Here is a 16,188-nt window from a genome sequence, read left to right on the forward strand (position 1 = left end):
CATCTTATGACCGTCATCACCTCATCCCCTTTGTTATCGCAAGCGCAGGAACGGGCTCTGGGCAACGTGAGTGCTTTGTATCAGCTGCCGGATATGCATGACGCGGCGGTTTCAGGCGTCAGGCTGCGTTTCGGGCTGATAGCGGACCCGCAATACGCCGATGTCGATGTACAAAAAGAGCGTCATTACCGCAACAGCCTGAATAAACTGGCGACCGCGATTAATGAGCTGAATGATTTAAAGCTCGATTTCGTGGTTACGCTGGGCGACCTGGTGGATCGCGACTGGAGCAGTTATCAGGCGGTGCTGGCGCGCTACGAAGCGTTGCGCCATCCGCACGCCGTGCTCATTGGTAACCACGATGCGCAGGTGATTTCCCAACATCTGGCGGCGCAGTCTCCTGCGCTGGGATTGCCGAAAAGCTATTACCAGTTCAGCCTGCCGGGCTATCGTTTTCTGGTCATTGACGGCAACGACGTCAGTTTGTACTGCAATCATGCCAATGGCGAAGACCGTCAGCTGGCAGAATTTATGCTCGATGAACTGACCGAATGCCAGCAGTCGCAGGCGCAGCCGTGGAATGGCGCGGTAGGGCGTAAACAGCTGGAATGGATTGAGCAAAACCTGAAACAGGCGCGTGCGCAGGGCGAAACGGTGCTGGTGTTCGGCCATTACCCGCTGACGCCGGTGAACACGCATAACCTGTGGAACTGCGAAACGCTGGTGGAATTGCTCTGCCGCTATAACGTGCGCGCGTATTTCGCCGGGCACGATCACCGCGGGGGCTATGACCGGGTGGAAAACACCGATTTTATTACGCTCAAAGGCATGGTGGACGGGGAAAGCAGCCTGCCATTTTCATCCGTCACGCTGAACGGCGAAGTTCTGACAATCACGGGATACGGGCCAGAGGTGAGCAGGGTGTTGAGCCGCCAGGTTGAGTCTCTGTAACAAGCAAAAAGCCCGCCGTAGCGGGCTTTGAACATCATGACAGGGCTACGCCGTGAGCAGGTTCGGGCAGTTCTGCCCTTTGATCAGCTGATCGATGTTCATCAGCGTGGTTTCAGAAATGCTGGTCAGCGCGTCACTGGTCAGGAATGCCTGATGGCCGGTGAACAGCACGTTGTGGCATGAAGACAGGCGGCGGAAAACGTCGTCGAGGATGACTTCGTTTGAGTTGTCCTCGAAGAACAAATCGCGCTCGTTTTCATACACGTCCATACCCAGCGCGCCGATTTTTTGTTTTTTCAGCGCGTCAATGGCGGCCGTTGCATCCAGCAAAGCGCCGCGGCTGGTGTTCACGATCATCACGCCGTCTTTCATTTTGGCAAAGGACTGAGCGTTAAGCAGATGATGGTTTTCCGGCGTCAGCGGGCAGTGCAGGGAAATGACGTCGGATTCTGCGTAAAGCGTATCCAGATCGACATATTCTGCGCCCAGCTCCAGTGCCAGCGGGCTTGGATACGGGTCAAAAGCCAGAATCCGCATTCCAAAACCTTTCAGAATCCGCATTGTTGCCACGCCGATTTTACCGGTGCCGATGATACCGGCGGTGCGCTGGTACATATTAAAACCAATCAGCCCTTCGAGTGAGAAGTTGGCTTCGCGGGTGCGCTGATAAGCACGGTGAATGTGGCGGTTAAGACACATCATCATGCCGACGGTGTGTTCTGCGACGGCTTCCGGTGAATAGGCCGGAACGCGCACAACGGAAATGCCCAGTTCTTTCGCCGCCTCAAGATCGACGTTGTTAAAGCCCGCGCATCGCAGCGCCAGCGTTTTTATCCCCAGAGAAGCCAGTTCCTGCAACACTTCACGGCTGCCGTCATCATTGACGAAAATACAGACGGCATCTGCACCGGCTGCGGTTTTTGCAGTTTGCGGGGACAGCAGAAAATCGAAAAATTCCAGTTCATAGCCGTAATGTTCATTGACCAGTTCCAGATATTTCCGGTCGTAATTTTTAGTACTGTAGACAGCCACTTTCATGGTGTTTCTCCGCAGTGAGTTTGAATCTCTGACGAAACCGTTTCCGACTGTTTTATAAGGAATAAACATTTTCAGAAACAATTCGCAATATGCCACCAAACTAACAGAGCATCGGGGTGCCGACAATTTTTCCTGTGCTATTTGGGTGCCGGATACTGGTATTTCAACCATCAGTTGTTACGCTAATTATGATATCTTGCGGGCGGTCAGACGATTAAGTGCAAAACAAGGCAAGTCATGAGGAACGGACTGAAGAGAAGCGCGCAAATTATCCTGAGTATAGTGGTGATTCTCGCGCTGCTGATGTGGGGGTTATGGAAAACGGTGCCGCGCTGGTTGCCGCCGGTTGCCAGCCACTGGCTCCCGAAAGGAACACAACTGACGCTCAGCGGTGCGCCGCACTGGTCGGACGGCGTATTGCAATTGCCGGGGCTGCGTTATTCCGCCGGTGAATGCGCGCTGGCGACTGCGGAAAATGCACACCTGAGCAAAGAAAGCGGGCACTGGGCGCTCAATATTGATGCGCTAAAAGTCGATACCGCCTGTCTGGCGCAACTGCCAAAAAGTGACGCCTCAACGCCGCTTTCCGTGGCGGATTTACAACATCTGCTGCCCGACGGGCGCGTCAACGTGACGCAACTTTCCGTTACACCCTGGCAGCGTTATGCGGGGCAAGTTCAGCTCAGCAGCGAAGGCGGCGTACAGCATCTGACCGTGAGCGGCGACGCGCTGAAACTCGACGCCGTACTCGGTGCCGACCGTACGCTGGCGATCCATTCGTTTAGCCTGATCCCGCCCGGCAGCGAACAACCTGTCACGCTCAGCGGCAAACTTCTTCTGCCCGCCACGTTCGATCAGCTGCCGGAATCCGGCGAGCTTCATGCAGAAATTCAAACCGCGCAGGTTACTTCTCCGCTGGACATTCTTCTCAGCTGGCAGACAACGGAAGGCGAACTGACGCTGACGGAAAAAGGCAGCGATAAGCCGCTGGCGATTCTGCCGTGGAAACTCAACGGTAATGCATTGCAGATTTCGCAAGGGCAGTGGCGCTGGCCGTATGCCGCGCAGCCGCTGGCCGGTGGCGCTAACCTGACGCTCAGCGACTGGTCACCGGCGTTTGATCAGACCAATATCACTGCACGTCTTAACGTGCTGACGCAGGGCCACAACGGTAAAGCTAACGTAGTGCTGAGTATGGGGCCGGGGCGCATCGGGCTGCTCGACAGCCATTTAGGTTTCCGGCTGACCGGGCAGGCAAATTTGCAGGCGACGTCTCTGAGCGCCTCATTGCCCGGCGAACTGAGCGGTTCCGTGCTGAACCCGACGCTTTTACTGCGCAGTGGTTCGCTGCTGCGCGCCTGGGGAAAACCGACGCCGGAGCTGACCATCAGCGACGCGCGCTGGCCGCTGGCGGGTGTGAAAGTGTCGGCGCAGGGCGTGAGCGGGCCGTTGCAGGCGATTCTGAAAGCCAGCCACCGTTTCTGGGGGAAATTCGATCTGCACCTCAGCGGTAAATCGCAGGAATTCTGGCCGGACGCCGGGCAGTGGGATTTCAACTACTGGGGAAACGGGCATCTGCCTCCGCTCAGCGGTCGCTGGGATATGTCCGGCAAAGGGCAATGGCACGATAACCGGATCAGCATTAACAGCCTTTCGACCGGTTTCGACCGTCTGCACTACGGCCTGGTCGACGTGGAAGCGCCGCGCCTGACGCTGGATAAACCCCTGATCTGGCTGCGCCCACCGGCTGCGCGATTCAAACCGCAATATCCTGATTTACCGACAGTATTCAAAGGCGACATCAAACTGGTGGCGAAGAAAATTGCGCTCACCAACGGCGGTTATCTGCCGCCTGCGACGCTGGTATTGCAGCTCAGCGGCGACAGCCCGGATCGTTTTGGCATGCGCGGTATGCTGGACGCCAGACCGATTGGCCCGATCCGGCTGACCGGACGCTGGGACGGCGAGCGTCTGCGCGGAGAGGCCTGGTGGCCGAAGCAGCAACTGACGTCTTTCCAGACACTGCTGACGCCAGATCTCAACATCAAACTGCGCGATGGGAGTTTCTACGCGCAGTCGGCGTTTTCCGCCGCACGGGGTCAGGGTTTTGTCGCCGGTGGTCACTGGGTGGTGAAAAATGGCGGGCTGTGGATGAAAGATGGCGACCTGAGCGGACTGGATTTCAGTCTGCCGTACCGTTTGCAGGATTCCGTCTGGCAGCTCGGCGTGAAAAAGCCCGTCACGCTGCGTATTGGCGAGGTTAATAATCTGGTGGCGATGAAAAATATCACCGCCGATTTACAGGGGCATTATCCGTGGAGCGAAGGCAAACCGCTGACGCTCACCAATCTGGGCGTGGATATGCTGCGCGGGCATCTGAGCCTGTCGGCGCTGAGAATGCCGCAACACGATGCGGCGGTGCTGAAACTGGAAAAAATCAATCTCAGCGAGCTGTTTACGGCGCTGAAACCCAAACAACTGGCGATGTCCGGCGTGATTTACGGCGAACTGCCGCTGTTTGTTGAGAATCCAAAATGGATCATTCAGAACGGGTGGATCAAAAATGACGGCGGCCTGACGTTGCGTCTGGATCCGCAATTTGCCGATGCAATGGCCAGCGGTAATTTTGCCAATAAAATGGTGGTGAGTCTGTTGCGTTACATGGAAATCAGCCGTTCCGACGCGCAGGTTAGCCTCGATAATCTGGGCATGCTGACGATGGCGGCGAAAGTCGACGGCGTGAACTACACCGATACGACTCACGGCGGCGATAAGGAAAAGCGAGAAATCGTGCTCAATTACACCCATCAGGAAAACATTTACCAGCTGTGGCGCAGTTTGCGTTTTGGCGACAACCTTCAGGACTGGCTGCAACAGGAGGTGTCATTGCCTGCTGATGCGCTGTCGAAAGGTCCGGTTTCTGCCGGACAGAAAAAGGAACAAACAGTGAGGAAGGAACAATGAAACTGCGACTCGTCGGGCCATCTCTGGCGCTCAGCGTGATGATGCTCAGCGGCTGTGTTCCGCGCATCGAGCTGGCGGCGCCGAAAGAGCCGATCACGATAAACATGAACGTTAAAATCGAGCATGAAATTCATATCAAAGTTGATAAGGATGTCGAGAACCTGCTGAAAAATCAAAGCGATTTGTTCTAGGAGCCTGTATGTCCGGAGTATTGTTCAAAAGATTCAGCCTGATGATCCTGGCCAGCGGTTTACTGTTTTGCAGCCAGGCTTTTGCGTTAACGCTCAATGAAGCCAAACAGCAGGGGCGCGTGGGCGAAACGCTTTCCGGCTATCTGGCGCCCGTGAAGCAGGATGCAGAAAGCGTCGCGCTGGCGGCAAAAATCAACGATGCGCGCAAACAGCAATATCAGCAGGTGGCGCAGGATAATAACGTCAGCACCGACGACGTCGCCAGGCTCGCCGGGCAAAAACTGGTCGCCAGAGCCGCATCAGGCGAGTACGTGCGCGGCATTAACGGGAAGTGGTTGCAGAAGTAAAAGCAGGGCAGACGTGGCCCGAAAAAAAGCGCGCCTTTCGGCGCGCAAGTGTTTTATCACAACCTCATCTGAGCGGGTCTGAAAGATTCTAAAATGAATGATGGCTCAGATTGTGATAACAGATGTTATGCAGCAGCCAGTTCTTTGATAGCTGCATCGATCGCTGCTTTCGCGTCGGTTTGTGCTTTAGTCGCCACTTCCGGACCGTAAGCAATACCTTCCGCGTAAACGAATTCTACGTCGCTCATGCCCAGGAAGCCCAGGAACAGAGACAGGTAAGGGGCAACCAGATCGCTTGCGGTGTCTTTATGGATGCCACCACGGCTGGTCAGAACGATAACGCGTTTGCCTTTCACCAGACCTTCAGGGCCTTTCTCGGTGTATTTGAAGGTCACGCCAGCACGAGCAACCAGGTCAAAATAGTTTTTCAGCTGAGTAGGGATGTTGAAGTTGTACATCGGTGCAGCGATAACGATCACGTCATGCGCTTGCAGTTCTTCAATCAGGGTGTTGGACAGTGCCAGTGCTTCTTCCTGACGTGGAGTCAGTGGAGCGTCGGATGGACGCAGTGCGCCAACCAGCTCGCCGTCAAGAACAGGGATCGGGTCAGCAGCCAGGTCACGAACAGTTACGGTAGAACCGCTGTTAGCGGCCTGATACTGTGCAACCAGGTAATCGGCCAGTTGGTTAGACTGAGAGAAGTTAGCCAGAATGCTTGATTTCAGAACGAGTACTTTGCTCATTATTGAGTTCCTTAACTGTGTGAACATAGGGGAGCAGATTTTTTAACCTGAACCTCCCCGGAATGGAACTTACTTTATTCACAAAGCTTATTCAGTGATAGCGCAATATTTCGAGACCTCCGTTCAGTATTTTTGAACAAGACACGAAAGGCTAAAAACGTCGAACTTTCTTCATCCTCAATAGCTTGTGTTAACATATTGGCAAACAGGCTCGTATGAACCCGCCTCAAATCATTTCTACTTCAGATGACGGATGCTTTGCTCATTCAGTCCGCTGACTTGCAACAAGGAATATCGAACGTGAAATCACCGCTCGCGGCATTATCAGCGCAGTTAGACGGGCTGATGCTACGTGACCGGCAACGCCTGCAACGTCGTTTGCAGGGTGCCAAAAAGACTTTTGATCAGAACACCAACCCTCAGGCCGTTGAAGCATTAACGGCTGAGCTTCAGAACGCCATTTCCGAAAGCCTGAAGAAAGTCACTGCCCGTGAAGCATCGCGGCCAAAAATCAGCTATCCGGAAAATCTGCCGGTCAGCCAGAAAAAAGATGACATCTTTAAAGCCATCCGTGACCACCAGGTGGTGATTGTCGCCGGTGAGACCGGTTCCGGTAAAACCACGCAGATCCCGAAAATCTGTATGGAACTCGGGCGCGGTATTAAAGGTGTTATCGGGCATACGCAGCCACGTCGTCTGGCGGCGCGTACTGTCGCCAACCGCATCGCCGATGAGCTGGATACCACGCCCGGCAATACCGTCGGTTATAAAGTTCGTTTTAATGATCAGGTCAGCGATAACACGCTGGTGAAGCTGATGACAGACGGCATTCTGCTGGCGGAGATCCAGCAGGATCGTATGCTGATGCAGTACGACACGCTGATCATCGATGAAGCGCACGAACGCAGTCTGAACATCGACTTTATACTCGGTTATCTGCGCCAGTTGCTGTCGAAACGTCCGGATCTGAAAGTCATTATTACGTCTGCGACTATCGATCCGCAGCGGTTCTCCCGTCACTTTAATAACGCGCCGATCATTGAAGTTTCCGGCCGTACTTATCCGGTTGACGTGCGTTATCGCCCGATTGTGGATGATGCGGACGACGTTGACCGCGACCAGTTGCAGGCGATTTTCGATGCTGTGGATGAACTGGGTCGCGAAAGCATGGGCGATATCCTGATCTTCATGAGCGGTGAACGGGAGATTCGTGATACCGCCGATGCGCTGAACCGTCTGGACTTGCCGCATACCGAGATCTTGCCGTTGTACGCACGGTTGTCGAACAGCGAACAGAACCGCGTGTTCCAGTCACACGCCGGCCGCCGTATCGTGCTGGCGACCAACGTCGCGGAAACCTCGCTGACCGTGCCGGGCATCAAATATGTGATTGACCCTGGCACCGCGCGTATCAGCCGTTACAGTTTCCGTACCAAAGTGCAGCGCCTGCCGATTGAGCCGGTTTCGCAGGCGTCGGCCAACCAGCGTAAAGGCCGTTGCGGACGCGTTTCCGAAGGTATCTGTATCCGTCTGTATTCGGAGCAGGATTTCCTGTCGCGCCCTGAATTTACCGATCCCGAAATTCTGCGTACCAACTTAGCCTCCGTTATTTTGCAAATGACGTCGCTGGGGCTGGGCGATATCGCGGCATTCCCGTTTGTGGAAGCGCCAGACAAACGCAATATTCAGGACGGCGTGCGCCTGCTCGAAGAGCTGAACGCCATCAATAATGCGGTCGATGGCCGTTACTCGCTGACGCCGCTGGGCCGCCAGCTGGCGCAGTTACCGGTCGATCCGCGTCTGGCGCGCATGGTGCTGGAAGCGCAGAAAAATGGCTGCGTGCGTGAAGTGATGATTATCACCGCCGCGCTGTCGATTCAGGATCCGCGTGAGCGTCCGATGGATAAACAGCAGGCGTCTGATGAAAAACATCGCCGTTTTGCGGATAAAGATTCTGATTTCCTGGCGTTCGTGAATTTGTGGGATCACCTGAAAGTGCAGCAAAAAGAGCTGTCTTCGGCGCAGTTCCGCAAGCTTTGCCGCAGTGACTTCCTCAACTATCTGCGCGTGCGTGAGTGGCAGGATATTTACACTCAGCTGCGTCAGGTGGTGAAAGAACTCGGGCTGCCGGTGAACAGTGAACCGGCGGAATACCGCGAGGTGCATTGCGCATTGCTGACCGGTTTGCTGTCGCATATCGGGCAGAAAGATGCGGATAAACAGGAATATACCGGCGCGCGTAACGCCCGTTTCGCAGTGTTCCCGGGTTCCGGTTTATTCAAAAAACCGCCGAAATGGGTGATGGTGGCCGAACTGGTCGAAACCAGCCGCCTGTGGGGGCGTATCGCCGCCCGCATTGAGCCGGAATGGATTGAGCCTCTGGCGCAACATCTGGCAAAAAGCAGTTACAGCGAGCCGCACTGGGAAAAAGCGCAGGGCGCGGTGATGGCGACGGAAAAAGTCACGCTGTACGGTCTGCCGGTGGTCGCTGCGCGCCGGGTGAATTACGGCACGATTGATCCGGTGGTCTCGCGCGAGCTGTTTATCCGCCACGCGCTGGTGGAAGGCGACTGGCAGACGCGTCATGCGTTTTTCCGTGCCAATTTGCGTCTGCGTACCGAAGTCGAAGAACTGGAACACAAATCACGTCGCCGCGATATTCTGGTCGATGACGAGACGCTGTTCCTGTTCTACGAGCAGCGTATCGGGCAGGAAGTGGTGTCGGCGAAGCACTTCGATACGTGGTGGAAAAAGCAGCCGCAGGACAGCCTGAACTTCGAAAAAAGCATGCTGATCAAAGAGGGCGCGGGCAACATCAGCGCTCACGATTACCCGAACTTCTGGCATCAGGGCAATCTCAAGCTGCGTGTGACCTATCAGTTTGAGCCGGGCACTGACGCCGATGGGGTCACGGTGCATATCCCGTTGCCGCTGCTCAATCAGGTGAACGAGGAAGGTTTTGACTGGCAGATCCCCGGCATTCGCCGCGAGCTGATTATGGCGCTGATCAAGTCATTACCTAAACCGGTTCGCCGCAATTTTGTGCCTGCGCCAAATTATGCCGATGCGCTGCTCGGACGCATCAAACCGTTCGAAATGCCGCTGCTTGATGCGATGGAAAAAGAGCTGCGCAAGATGAGCGGGGTGACCATCGACCGTGAAGACTGGCATCTGGATCAGGTACCCGATCATCTCAAAATGACGTTCCGCATTGTTGATGAGAAAAACAAAACGCTGCGCGAAAGCAAGGATCTGACAGCGCTGAAGTCTGGCCTGAAAGAGCAGGTACAGCAGACGCTGTCTGCTGTAGCGGATGATGGCATTGAGCAGCGTGATTTGCATGTCTGGAGTTTCGGCACGCTGCCGGAACGCTACGAGCAAAAGCGCGGCGGTTATGAAGTGAAAGCGTATCCGGCGATTGTCGATGAGAAAGACAGCGTCGCGATCCGCCTGTTTGACAGCGAACTGGAACAGCAACAGGCGATGCTCACCGGATTGCGGCGTTTGCTGCTGCTGAATATCCCGTCGCCGGTGAAATACCTGCATGAAAAGCTGCCGAACAAAGCCAAGCTGGGGCTGTATTTCAACCCTTATGGCAAAGTGCTGGATCTGATTGACGACTGTATTTCCTGCGGTATCGATAAACTGATCGCGGAATCCGGCGGGCTGGTGTGGCGTGAGGAAGATTTCGCGAAGCTCCACGAACATGTGCGCGCTAATCTCAATGACACCGTGGTGCAAATCGCGATTCAGGTTGAGCAGATCCTGACGACGGTCTTTAACATCAATAAACGGCTGAAAGGGCGGATTGATATCACGATGGCGCTGGCGCTTTCTGATATTAAAGCGCAGATGTCCGGCCTGATTTATCGCGGGTTCGTGACGCAAAACGGCTGGAAACGGCTGCCGGATACGTTGCGCTATTTGCAGGCTATCGAGCGGCGGATGGACAAGCTGGCGATGGATGCTCACCGCGACCGCGCGCAGATGCTGAAAGTCGAAAATATCCAGCAGCAGTGGCAGCAATGGCTGAACAAATTGCCGCCGGTTCGTCAGCAAAGCGAGGATGTGAAGGAAGTCCGCTGGATGATTGAAGAACTTCGCGTCAGCTATTTTGCCCAACAGCTGGGCACGCCGTACCCGATTTCAGATAAACGAATCTTGCAGACGATGGAACAGTTAGTCGGTAATTAATTGTATTTATTGACTTTAAAATTACCGGTTTTCCCTTAGTGGCACTCTGGGGCTGATGCCTCATAGTGCCATTTTTGCATCGAGTAGTTTGACCTTCGCATTATCATTTCATTCATCGCTGTTTTTGCAATCTCTTGATAAGCCAGACATGGAGACGTTCATTCGATTTATTGAAAGTGGTTTAAGCGCGGCGTATTCTTAAGCCCTTCTAATCAAATGGATATTGAGAATGGATACTACTGAAGAGTTGGGTGGAACTTATTTTTATCATGGTCATGCGAATGTAACTGCTCAGGAATTATTCTTGCTCATCTACGTCGAACGGTTATCAGAACACCTTGGTTTAGATGTAACCACGACAGCGATGATTTTAGGTGGCCAGCCATGGATTCCTGTATCAGGGAAACTTTCCGCGATAAACAACACACCTGGAACAAGCGTTGTATCTAAGCTGGCACGCGTCTTACTTAAAGAGAAAAGAATACCTTTCGGTTTAAGACTCTCAGCTCCTATGGGAAAAGGAGCAAAAATAAAACTTGTTCCAACTAGCAAGATGGCTCCTTTTATTGGTCGCTGGATTCCGTGGTTGGGATACGCGCAGATTGTCATCATGCTTGAAATGGTTGGCAGGAGTACCAGAAACAAATACAACCTCATCGCAAGACCTGAACACCGAATCGCATGGACGTATTTCTAATGGACGAGAGGGATTTTGAAACGGAAATTTGTGAATATCTGACCAAGCATTATGGTTTCAGAAAGAGCTGGCGTGACCCTGAAATTGTTCCTGTTCAAAAACACTGGGGCATAAACGAAGGGGAATTTAACTTACTTCCCGAAGACGCCGAAGACATGCTTTTGGACGTTTTCACTAAGTACAGCGTCGATTATTTAGATTTTGACATGCTAAATTATTACGAAGCGGAGAGAGCCTTTTGGCAAAAGAAACTGCCACAACGAGAGTTAAAACCGCTAACTGTCGAAATGATTATTGAAGCTGTTAAAGTTGGGCGATGGTTTTACGACGATTAAAGAAAGGGACTTTCGTCCCTCTCAAACTAAGCTGTCTGACGGTCATTCCATGAATCGGCAAAGATGATATTGCCGTCGTTATGCTTCCACGTGATTTTCTCATACCGCAGTTCTACGGTTTCCAGATGGTTATCCTGAGGGTTATCGCTGGCAGCCATTGCCGGAGAAATCGCAACTATCCGCACTTTCTCCAAAAGCATGTTGAAATATTCCACTTCCTGACCGGCATCATTAATGCGGTACCACTTAATCTCAGCTGATTCGAGGTTCTGGCCTGTTGCCACAGCCTTGTAAATATAAGGGCTTGAGCAGTCGAAAATTTCCTTGAGTTTATGAAAATTTGAATAAACGTACGCCCGGAGATATGAGAGAGCAATGAATCGAATGCTGGGGAGGATATTTCAGAAGTTTATTATTGCTTGCCAGCCATGATTGAAAGCGAGGTTCCGGCGGATAAAATAGGGACACTCCGGAAGCATGAAAAGGGACATCCAAAATTGCAGACAATGGAACAGCGGGTCGGAAATTATGGGATTCGGAATGCAACCCTGGTGAAAAGCTTAAAATTTCTGCTAATTTTGAAACGGGCTTATTACCAGGGTGAATATTGTGATTGATGAAAAAGAACAAACCGGTTTAATTGGTCTGGCGATCGGCGCCGCCGTGATGGGGCTGATATCCGGTCAGACACCCATAAACCGCGAAAGTCTGATTGAAGAACTGCAAAAGCTTGGCCGTCAGAAAGGCGACGGCGTTGAGGATGAAGTCTTCGTCAAGGCCGCGCAGCTGGTGAGTAAAGGGCTTTAAACTGTATCAAATTGCAGGCAAAAAAAAGCCCGCAACCAGTGCGGGCAAGACGACATCAGTATTCGAAAACCTTGTTAGGGCAGAACAGAACCATCATACCCTCTGTGCAAAAATCTCATTCGTGAGTAAACTGCATAAATAGCACGGTATTTAAGTGATTAGACCAGTTAAAAAATCAAAAAGGTCGCTTTTCAGCGACCTTTTTCGTTTTCGGATTCAATAAACTATTGCGCGGCAGGGGCAGCCGGGGAGCTGGCGCTGATCACACCGGAAGACAGTGTGCTCAGGGCGTCGCGTATTGCCGGCACGGCCAGCGCGCGGTTGTCAGCCAGATAACGATCCTGCGCCGCTGGTGCAGAGCTTTGAATCGCAATCAGCGACCAGCCTTCTGCATTTTTGATCAGAAGCGGAGAACCGCTGTCGCCCGGCAGTGTGTCGCAACGGTGCGAAAGCACGCCAGGCTGCGCCCAGCCGGTGATCTGACAGTCCTGATGGACATACAAGTCATCCAGATGATCTTCCGGATATCCGGCCTGCGTCACCTTTCTGCCTTCCTGTTTCAGCACGGCGGTCAGGTCGTCACGCGAACCTTCCCAAAGTGGTAATGGCTTGATCGGCAGCGCAAGTTTTTCATCTGTCAGGCGGATCAGCGCGAAATCAAACGGTGCCGCTTTCGGTGGCACAATCCAGCCTTCGCCATCAGCCTTTAGTTTCTTGCCCAGTTTAGGGTCAACCAGCGTTTGTAATGCGGTGATCTGATAACGCCATTTCTGGTTATGCGAAATGAAACGCAGGGCGATCACTTTGTCGATTTTCCCCGGTGGCGCCAGTACACAGTGGCCTGCGGTGAGAACCAGATGTTTAGAAATTAAGGTTGCGGTACATAAATTGCCGCTTTCCGTTTCAATCTGACCAATTGCCTGCCACGGCCAGTGTGCGGCGGCAGCAACGGGAGTGCGCTGATCGTGTCCGAAGAACAGGGCGGTTTTTTCTTTAAGGCTGATAGCAGGTGCGTCGCTATCTGCATCATCCGGAGAATCTGCATGAACGAGAGGGCTGGCGGTAAAACAGAAAAAGCACAAAAACAGCGGTAACGCGATGCGCATAACATTCTGACCTTGAAACAGGGAGAACCCGTGAACCAGTTATTATGGAACGATTATAGACGGTTATCTTTCGTGATGGATATATTTGTCTGATAACTCAATCTTTTGAGCAGACGGCGGGTGCCATCTCAGGGTACTTCACAATGACATCAGAAGTAGAAGAACAGGGTGATCAGACCGCAGAGGATCAGAGAGCACAGGGTGATTTCGAACAGGTAGCGGCGCAGCATCTTCCATCAGTACCTCAAGATAAAGAACCGGAGAAAAAAACACCCGGCGAACCGGGTGTTAAGTCATCAGTCTTGATAATGGTGAGTAGATACGCTCACAAAGACTTCTTTACGACTTATGCTGCTGGAGTTGCTTTTGCAGCTGGAGCAGCTTTCTTAGCATGTTTCACGTGTTTTTTAGCAGCCTGCGCTTTCTGAGCTACCGGAGCAGCTTTTTTAGCGTGTTTCACGTGTTTTTTAGCAGCCTGCGCTTTCTGAGCTACCGGAGCAGCTTTTTTAGCGTGTTTCACGTGTTTTTTAGCAGCCTGCGCTTTCTGAGCTACCGGAGCAGCTTTCTTAGCGTGTTTCACGTGTTTTTTAGCAGCTTGCGCTTTCTGAGCTACCGGAGCAGCTTTCTTAGCGGCTTTTTTGTGTTTTTTAGCAGCCTGAGCTTTCTGAGCTACTTTCTTATGAGTCTTGTGCTTAGCAGCATGCGCTGGAGCAGCAGTAGTCGTTGCAGCAGCGGCTGGCGCTGGAGTTGCTGTAGTTTCAGCAGCGAAAGCGACAGAAGACAGACCCATTGCAGCGGCTACAACCAGAGCTAATACTTTTTTCATCTTTAATTCCTCGGAATTTCGTTTAAGTGTCCACCCCACTGCGGGGCCGGTATGAAGAATACTAGGCGGGTTCACTCACGAAGTCCGTGAGTGATTGGTTTCGGCGTGTAACGGAATGTACAAACTGGGGATTTCAGGGAAATCAGTGAGTTATGCGATGGGGCGCAGCGCTGGCGGCTCGGTACCTTTTAGAAAGGTGAAATTTTGGTTTTTCATGTGCCGGTGCCGCGGCACTGGCGGCTTAACATTATTTGGACCGAGAAAGTTCCGGTTTTTCAATAACAGTTATCACTCAGCGGCTCGCGCCGAAACCGACCAAAAGGGGACCGCGCAGCGGCAAGTTTTAGCGCCAATAGCTGTGGCACCTGAAACATAGCCAGCGGCAGCGCCCAGTGAAAGAGCCCGGGATTTTTAGGGGTGGCGGCGATAAGCCACCCCTGAGGCCCGTTTGGGTGACAACCCAAGGTCTTGAATTTGAATTCAAATTCAATGCCAGGCTGCTGCCTTACAGGTATCTATTCTCCAGGTGTGCCCTGAAGAACCCCGGATTCAGTGTCTCCCCTGTGGCATTTTTAATCAGCTGATCCGTCGAGAACCGGCTACCGTGTTGCCAGATATTCTGCTGCAACCACTGGAACAATGCCGTCAGGTCGCCGCGGGCGATATCTTCCTGCAAAGTGGGGATCGCTTTGTTGGCGAACTGGAACAGTTGTGCGGCGTACATTGCGCCGAGCGTGTAGGTCGGGAAGTAACCAAAACCGCCGTCGGTCCAGTGGATATCCTGCATACAACCGTCGCGGTAATTCCCCACGGTATCGATACCCAGATATTCCTTCATCTTGCTGTTCCACAAGGCCGGGATATCGTCGACTTCGATTTCGCCTTCCATCAGCGCTTTTTCAATTTCATAACGCAGGATGACGTGCGCCGGATAGCTGAGTTCATCGGCGTCAACGCGGATGAAGCCCGGCTGGACGCGCTGGTTCAGCTTGATGAAGTTGCTTTCGTCCAGCCCCTGACGCTGACCGAACTGTTCAATAACCAGCGGATATACCGACTTCAGGAACGGTTCGCTGCAACCCAGTTGCATTTCAAACAACAGGCTTTGCGATTCGTGAACGCCCATTGAACGTGCGTTGGAAACCGGCTGGCCCAGCCATTCTTTCGGCAGGTTTTGCTCATAACGTGCATGACCGGTTTCATGGATCACGCCCATCATGGCGCTGAGGAATTCATTTTCGTTGTAACGCGTGGTGATACGCACGTCTTGCGGAACACCACCGCAGAACGGGTGAGCGCTGACGTCCAGACGACCGGCATCGAAATTAAAGCCCAGGCGATCCATGACTTTCAGGCCGAGCTGACGCTGTTTTTCGATGTCAAACGGGCCTTGCGGCGCAATGCGGGATTCGGTTTTCTGCTTTTCCACCACGGTTTGCAGCAGGTCCGGCAGCCAGGTCTTCAGGTCGCCGAACAGAGCGTCGAGTTTCTGCGAAGTCATACCCGGTTCGTACAAATCGAGCAGGGCGTCATAACGGCTGATACCCGCGGCCTCTGCGCGCAGTTTGGCTTCTTCACGGCTCAGTTTTACGACTTCTTTCAGGTTATCGGAGAAACCTTCCCAGTCGTTGGACTTGCGCTGAATACGCCATGCCTGTTCGCAACGTGCGCCAGCCAGTGATTTTGCCTGTACCAGACTTTCCGGCAACAGTGCTGCCTGCTGATAATGACGGCGCATTTCACGCAGGTTCGCCTGTTCCACATCGTTCAGCTGCTCGCCACCGGCCTGTTCCAGCCATTCGCCGACCTGTTTCGCAGTGAGGATCTGATGCGTCAGCACGCTCAGTTCAGCCAGCGCTTCGGAGCGCGCCTGGCCGCCTTGCGGAGGCATCATGGCCGCTGCATCCCAGCCTGCAATCGCCGATAAATGGCCGAAGCGGGATAAACGGGCGAAGGTGTCATGCAATTTTTTATACGCGATGGTCATTA

13 protein-coding genes and 1 pseudogene are annotated in these 16,188 nt (G+C 53.1%); 8 read left to right on the forward strand and 6 right to left on the reverse strand.

Going from position 1 to position 16,188, the window contains the following annotated elements:
• Positions 1 to 6: 6 nt before the first annotated feature.
• A complete protein-coding gene (locus J1782_RS24700; RefSeq protein WP_217154099.1) occupies positions 7 to 951 on the forward strand; it encodes a metallophosphoesterase in 945 nt (314 codons plus the stop codon).
• 45 nt (positions 952 to 996) lie between these two features.
• Here the strand turns inward: J1782_RS24700 and J1782_RS24705 are convergent, their stop codons facing one another.
• Entirely contained in the window at positions 997 to 1,989 is a 993-nt protein-coding gene (locus J1782_RS24705; protein ID WP_165057367.1) for a 2-hydroxyacid dehydrogenase, read from the reverse strand.
• Positions 1,990 to 2,226: 237 nt separating this feature from the next.
• On the opposite strand from J1782_RS24705, the gene J1782_RS24710 reads away from it, so the two are divergent.
• Genes J1782_RS24710 through J1782_RS24720 form a run of 3 tightly spaced genes read left to right on the forward strand, consistent with a single transcriptional unit; the run spans position 2,227 to position 5,491 of the window.
• Positions 2,227 to 4,953, forward strand: a complete 2,727-nt coding sequence (locus J1782_RS24710) for a YdbH family protein (RefSeq protein ID WP_217154100.1) — start codon at positions 2,227 to 2,229, stop codon at positions 4,951 to 4,953.
• A complete protein-coding gene (locus J1782_RS24715; protein WP_152326108.1) occupies positions 4,950 to 5,144 on the forward strand; it encodes a YnbE family lipoprotein in 195 nt (64 codons plus the stop codon). The genes J1782_RS24710 and J1782_RS24715 overlap by 4 nt, the downstream gene beginning before the upstream one ends.
• Positions 5,145 to 5,152: 8 nt before the next feature.
• Positions 5,153 to 5,491 carry a YdbL family protein gene (locus J1782_RS24720; protein ID WP_235937309.1) on the forward strand — a complete coding sequence of 113 codons (339 nt, stop codon included), beginning with the start codon at positions 5,153 to 5,155 and terminating at the stop codon, positions 5,489 to 5,491.
• A gap of 125 nt (positions 5,492 to 5,616) precedes the next feature.
• On the opposite strand, the gene J1782_RS24725 is transcribed toward J1782_RS24720, so the two are convergent.
• On the reverse strand, positions 5,617 to 6,234 hold the full coding sequence (locus J1782_RS24725; RefSeq protein WP_152326109.1) for an FMN-dependent NADH-azoreductase: 618 nt from the start codon (positions 6,232 to 6,234) through the stop codon (positions 5,617 to 5,619).
• A gap of 300 nt (positions 6,235 to 6,534) precedes the next feature.
• On the opposite strand from J1782_RS24725, the gene hrpA reads away from it, so the two are divergent.
• The 3 genes from hrpA (at position 6,535) to J1782_RS24740 (ending at position 11,460) form a co-directional block, all read left to right on the forward strand.
• A complete protein-coding gene (gene hrpA / locus J1782_RS24730; protein WP_217154101.1) occupies positions 6,535 to 10,428 on the forward strand; it encodes an ATP-dependent RNA helicase HrpA in 3,894 nt (1,297 codons plus the stop codon).
• A 229-nt stretch (positions 10,429 to 10,657) separates the two neighbouring features.
• Positions 10,658 to 11,125, forward strand: coding sequence for an STM2901 family protein (locus J1782_RS24735; protein ID WP_217154102.1), 468 nt, complete (start codon positions 10,658 to 10,660; stop codon positions 11,123 to 11,125).
• Positions 11,125 to 11,460, forward strand: coding sequence for a DUF1493 family protein (locus tag J1782_RS24740; protein ID WP_165057375.1), 336 nt, complete (start codon positions 11,125 to 11,127; stop codon positions 11,458 to 11,460). The genes J1782_RS24735 and J1782_RS24740 overlap by 1 nt, the downstream gene beginning before the upstream one ends.
• 26 nt (positions 11,461 to 11,486) lie before the next feature.
• On the opposite strand, the pseudogene tssD reads toward J1782_RS24740, so the two are convergent.
• Positions 11,487 to 11,777 (reverse strand): annotated as a pseudogene (gene tssD / locus J1782_RS24745) (type VI secretion system tube protein TssD); the annotation flags it as partial.
• 292 nt (positions 11,778 to 12,069) lie between these two features.
• Here tssD and J1782_RS24750 point away from each other — a divergent pair.
• On the forward strand, positions 12,070 to 12,267 hold the full coding sequence (locus J1782_RS24750; RefSeq protein ID WP_165057377.1) for a hypothetical protein: 198 nt from the start codon (positions 12,070 to 12,072) through the stop codon (positions 12,265 to 12,267).
• Between the two features lie 224 nt (positions 12,268 to 12,491).
• Here J1782_RS24750 and J1782_RS24755 read toward each other — a convergent pair whose 3' ends face one another.
• From J1782_RS24755 to J1782_RS24765, 3 genes are all read right to left on the reverse strand, one after another.
• Entirely contained in the window at positions 12,492 to 13,373 is an 882-nt protein-coding gene (locus J1782_RS24755) for a serine protease (protein ID WP_165057379.1), read from the reverse strand.
• 346 nt (positions 13,374 to 13,719) lie between these two features.
• Positions 13,720 to 14,199 carry an acid resistance repetitive basic protein Asr gene (asr, locus tag J1782_RS24760; protein ID WP_195815867.1) on the reverse strand — a complete coding sequence of 160 codons (480 nt, stop codon included), beginning with the start codon at positions 14,197 to 14,199 and terminating at the stop codon, positions 13,720 to 13,722.
• Positions 14,200 to 14,704: 505 nt separating this feature from the next.
• The gene (locus tag J1782_RS24765; RefSeq protein WP_217154103.1) at positions 14,705 to 16,186 is read right to left on the reverse strand and encodes a carboxypeptidase M32; all 1,482 of its coding nucleotides are present in this window, start codon (positions 16,184 to 16,186) and stop codon (positions 14,705 to 14,707) included.
• Positions 16,187 to 16,188: the final 2 nt, after the last annotated feature.

Source organism: Rahnella sp. BCC 1045, assembly GCF_019049615.1.
Lineage (GTDB): Bacteria > Pseudomonadota > Gammaproteobacteria > Enterobacterales > Enterobacteriaceae > Rahnella > Rahnella contaminans.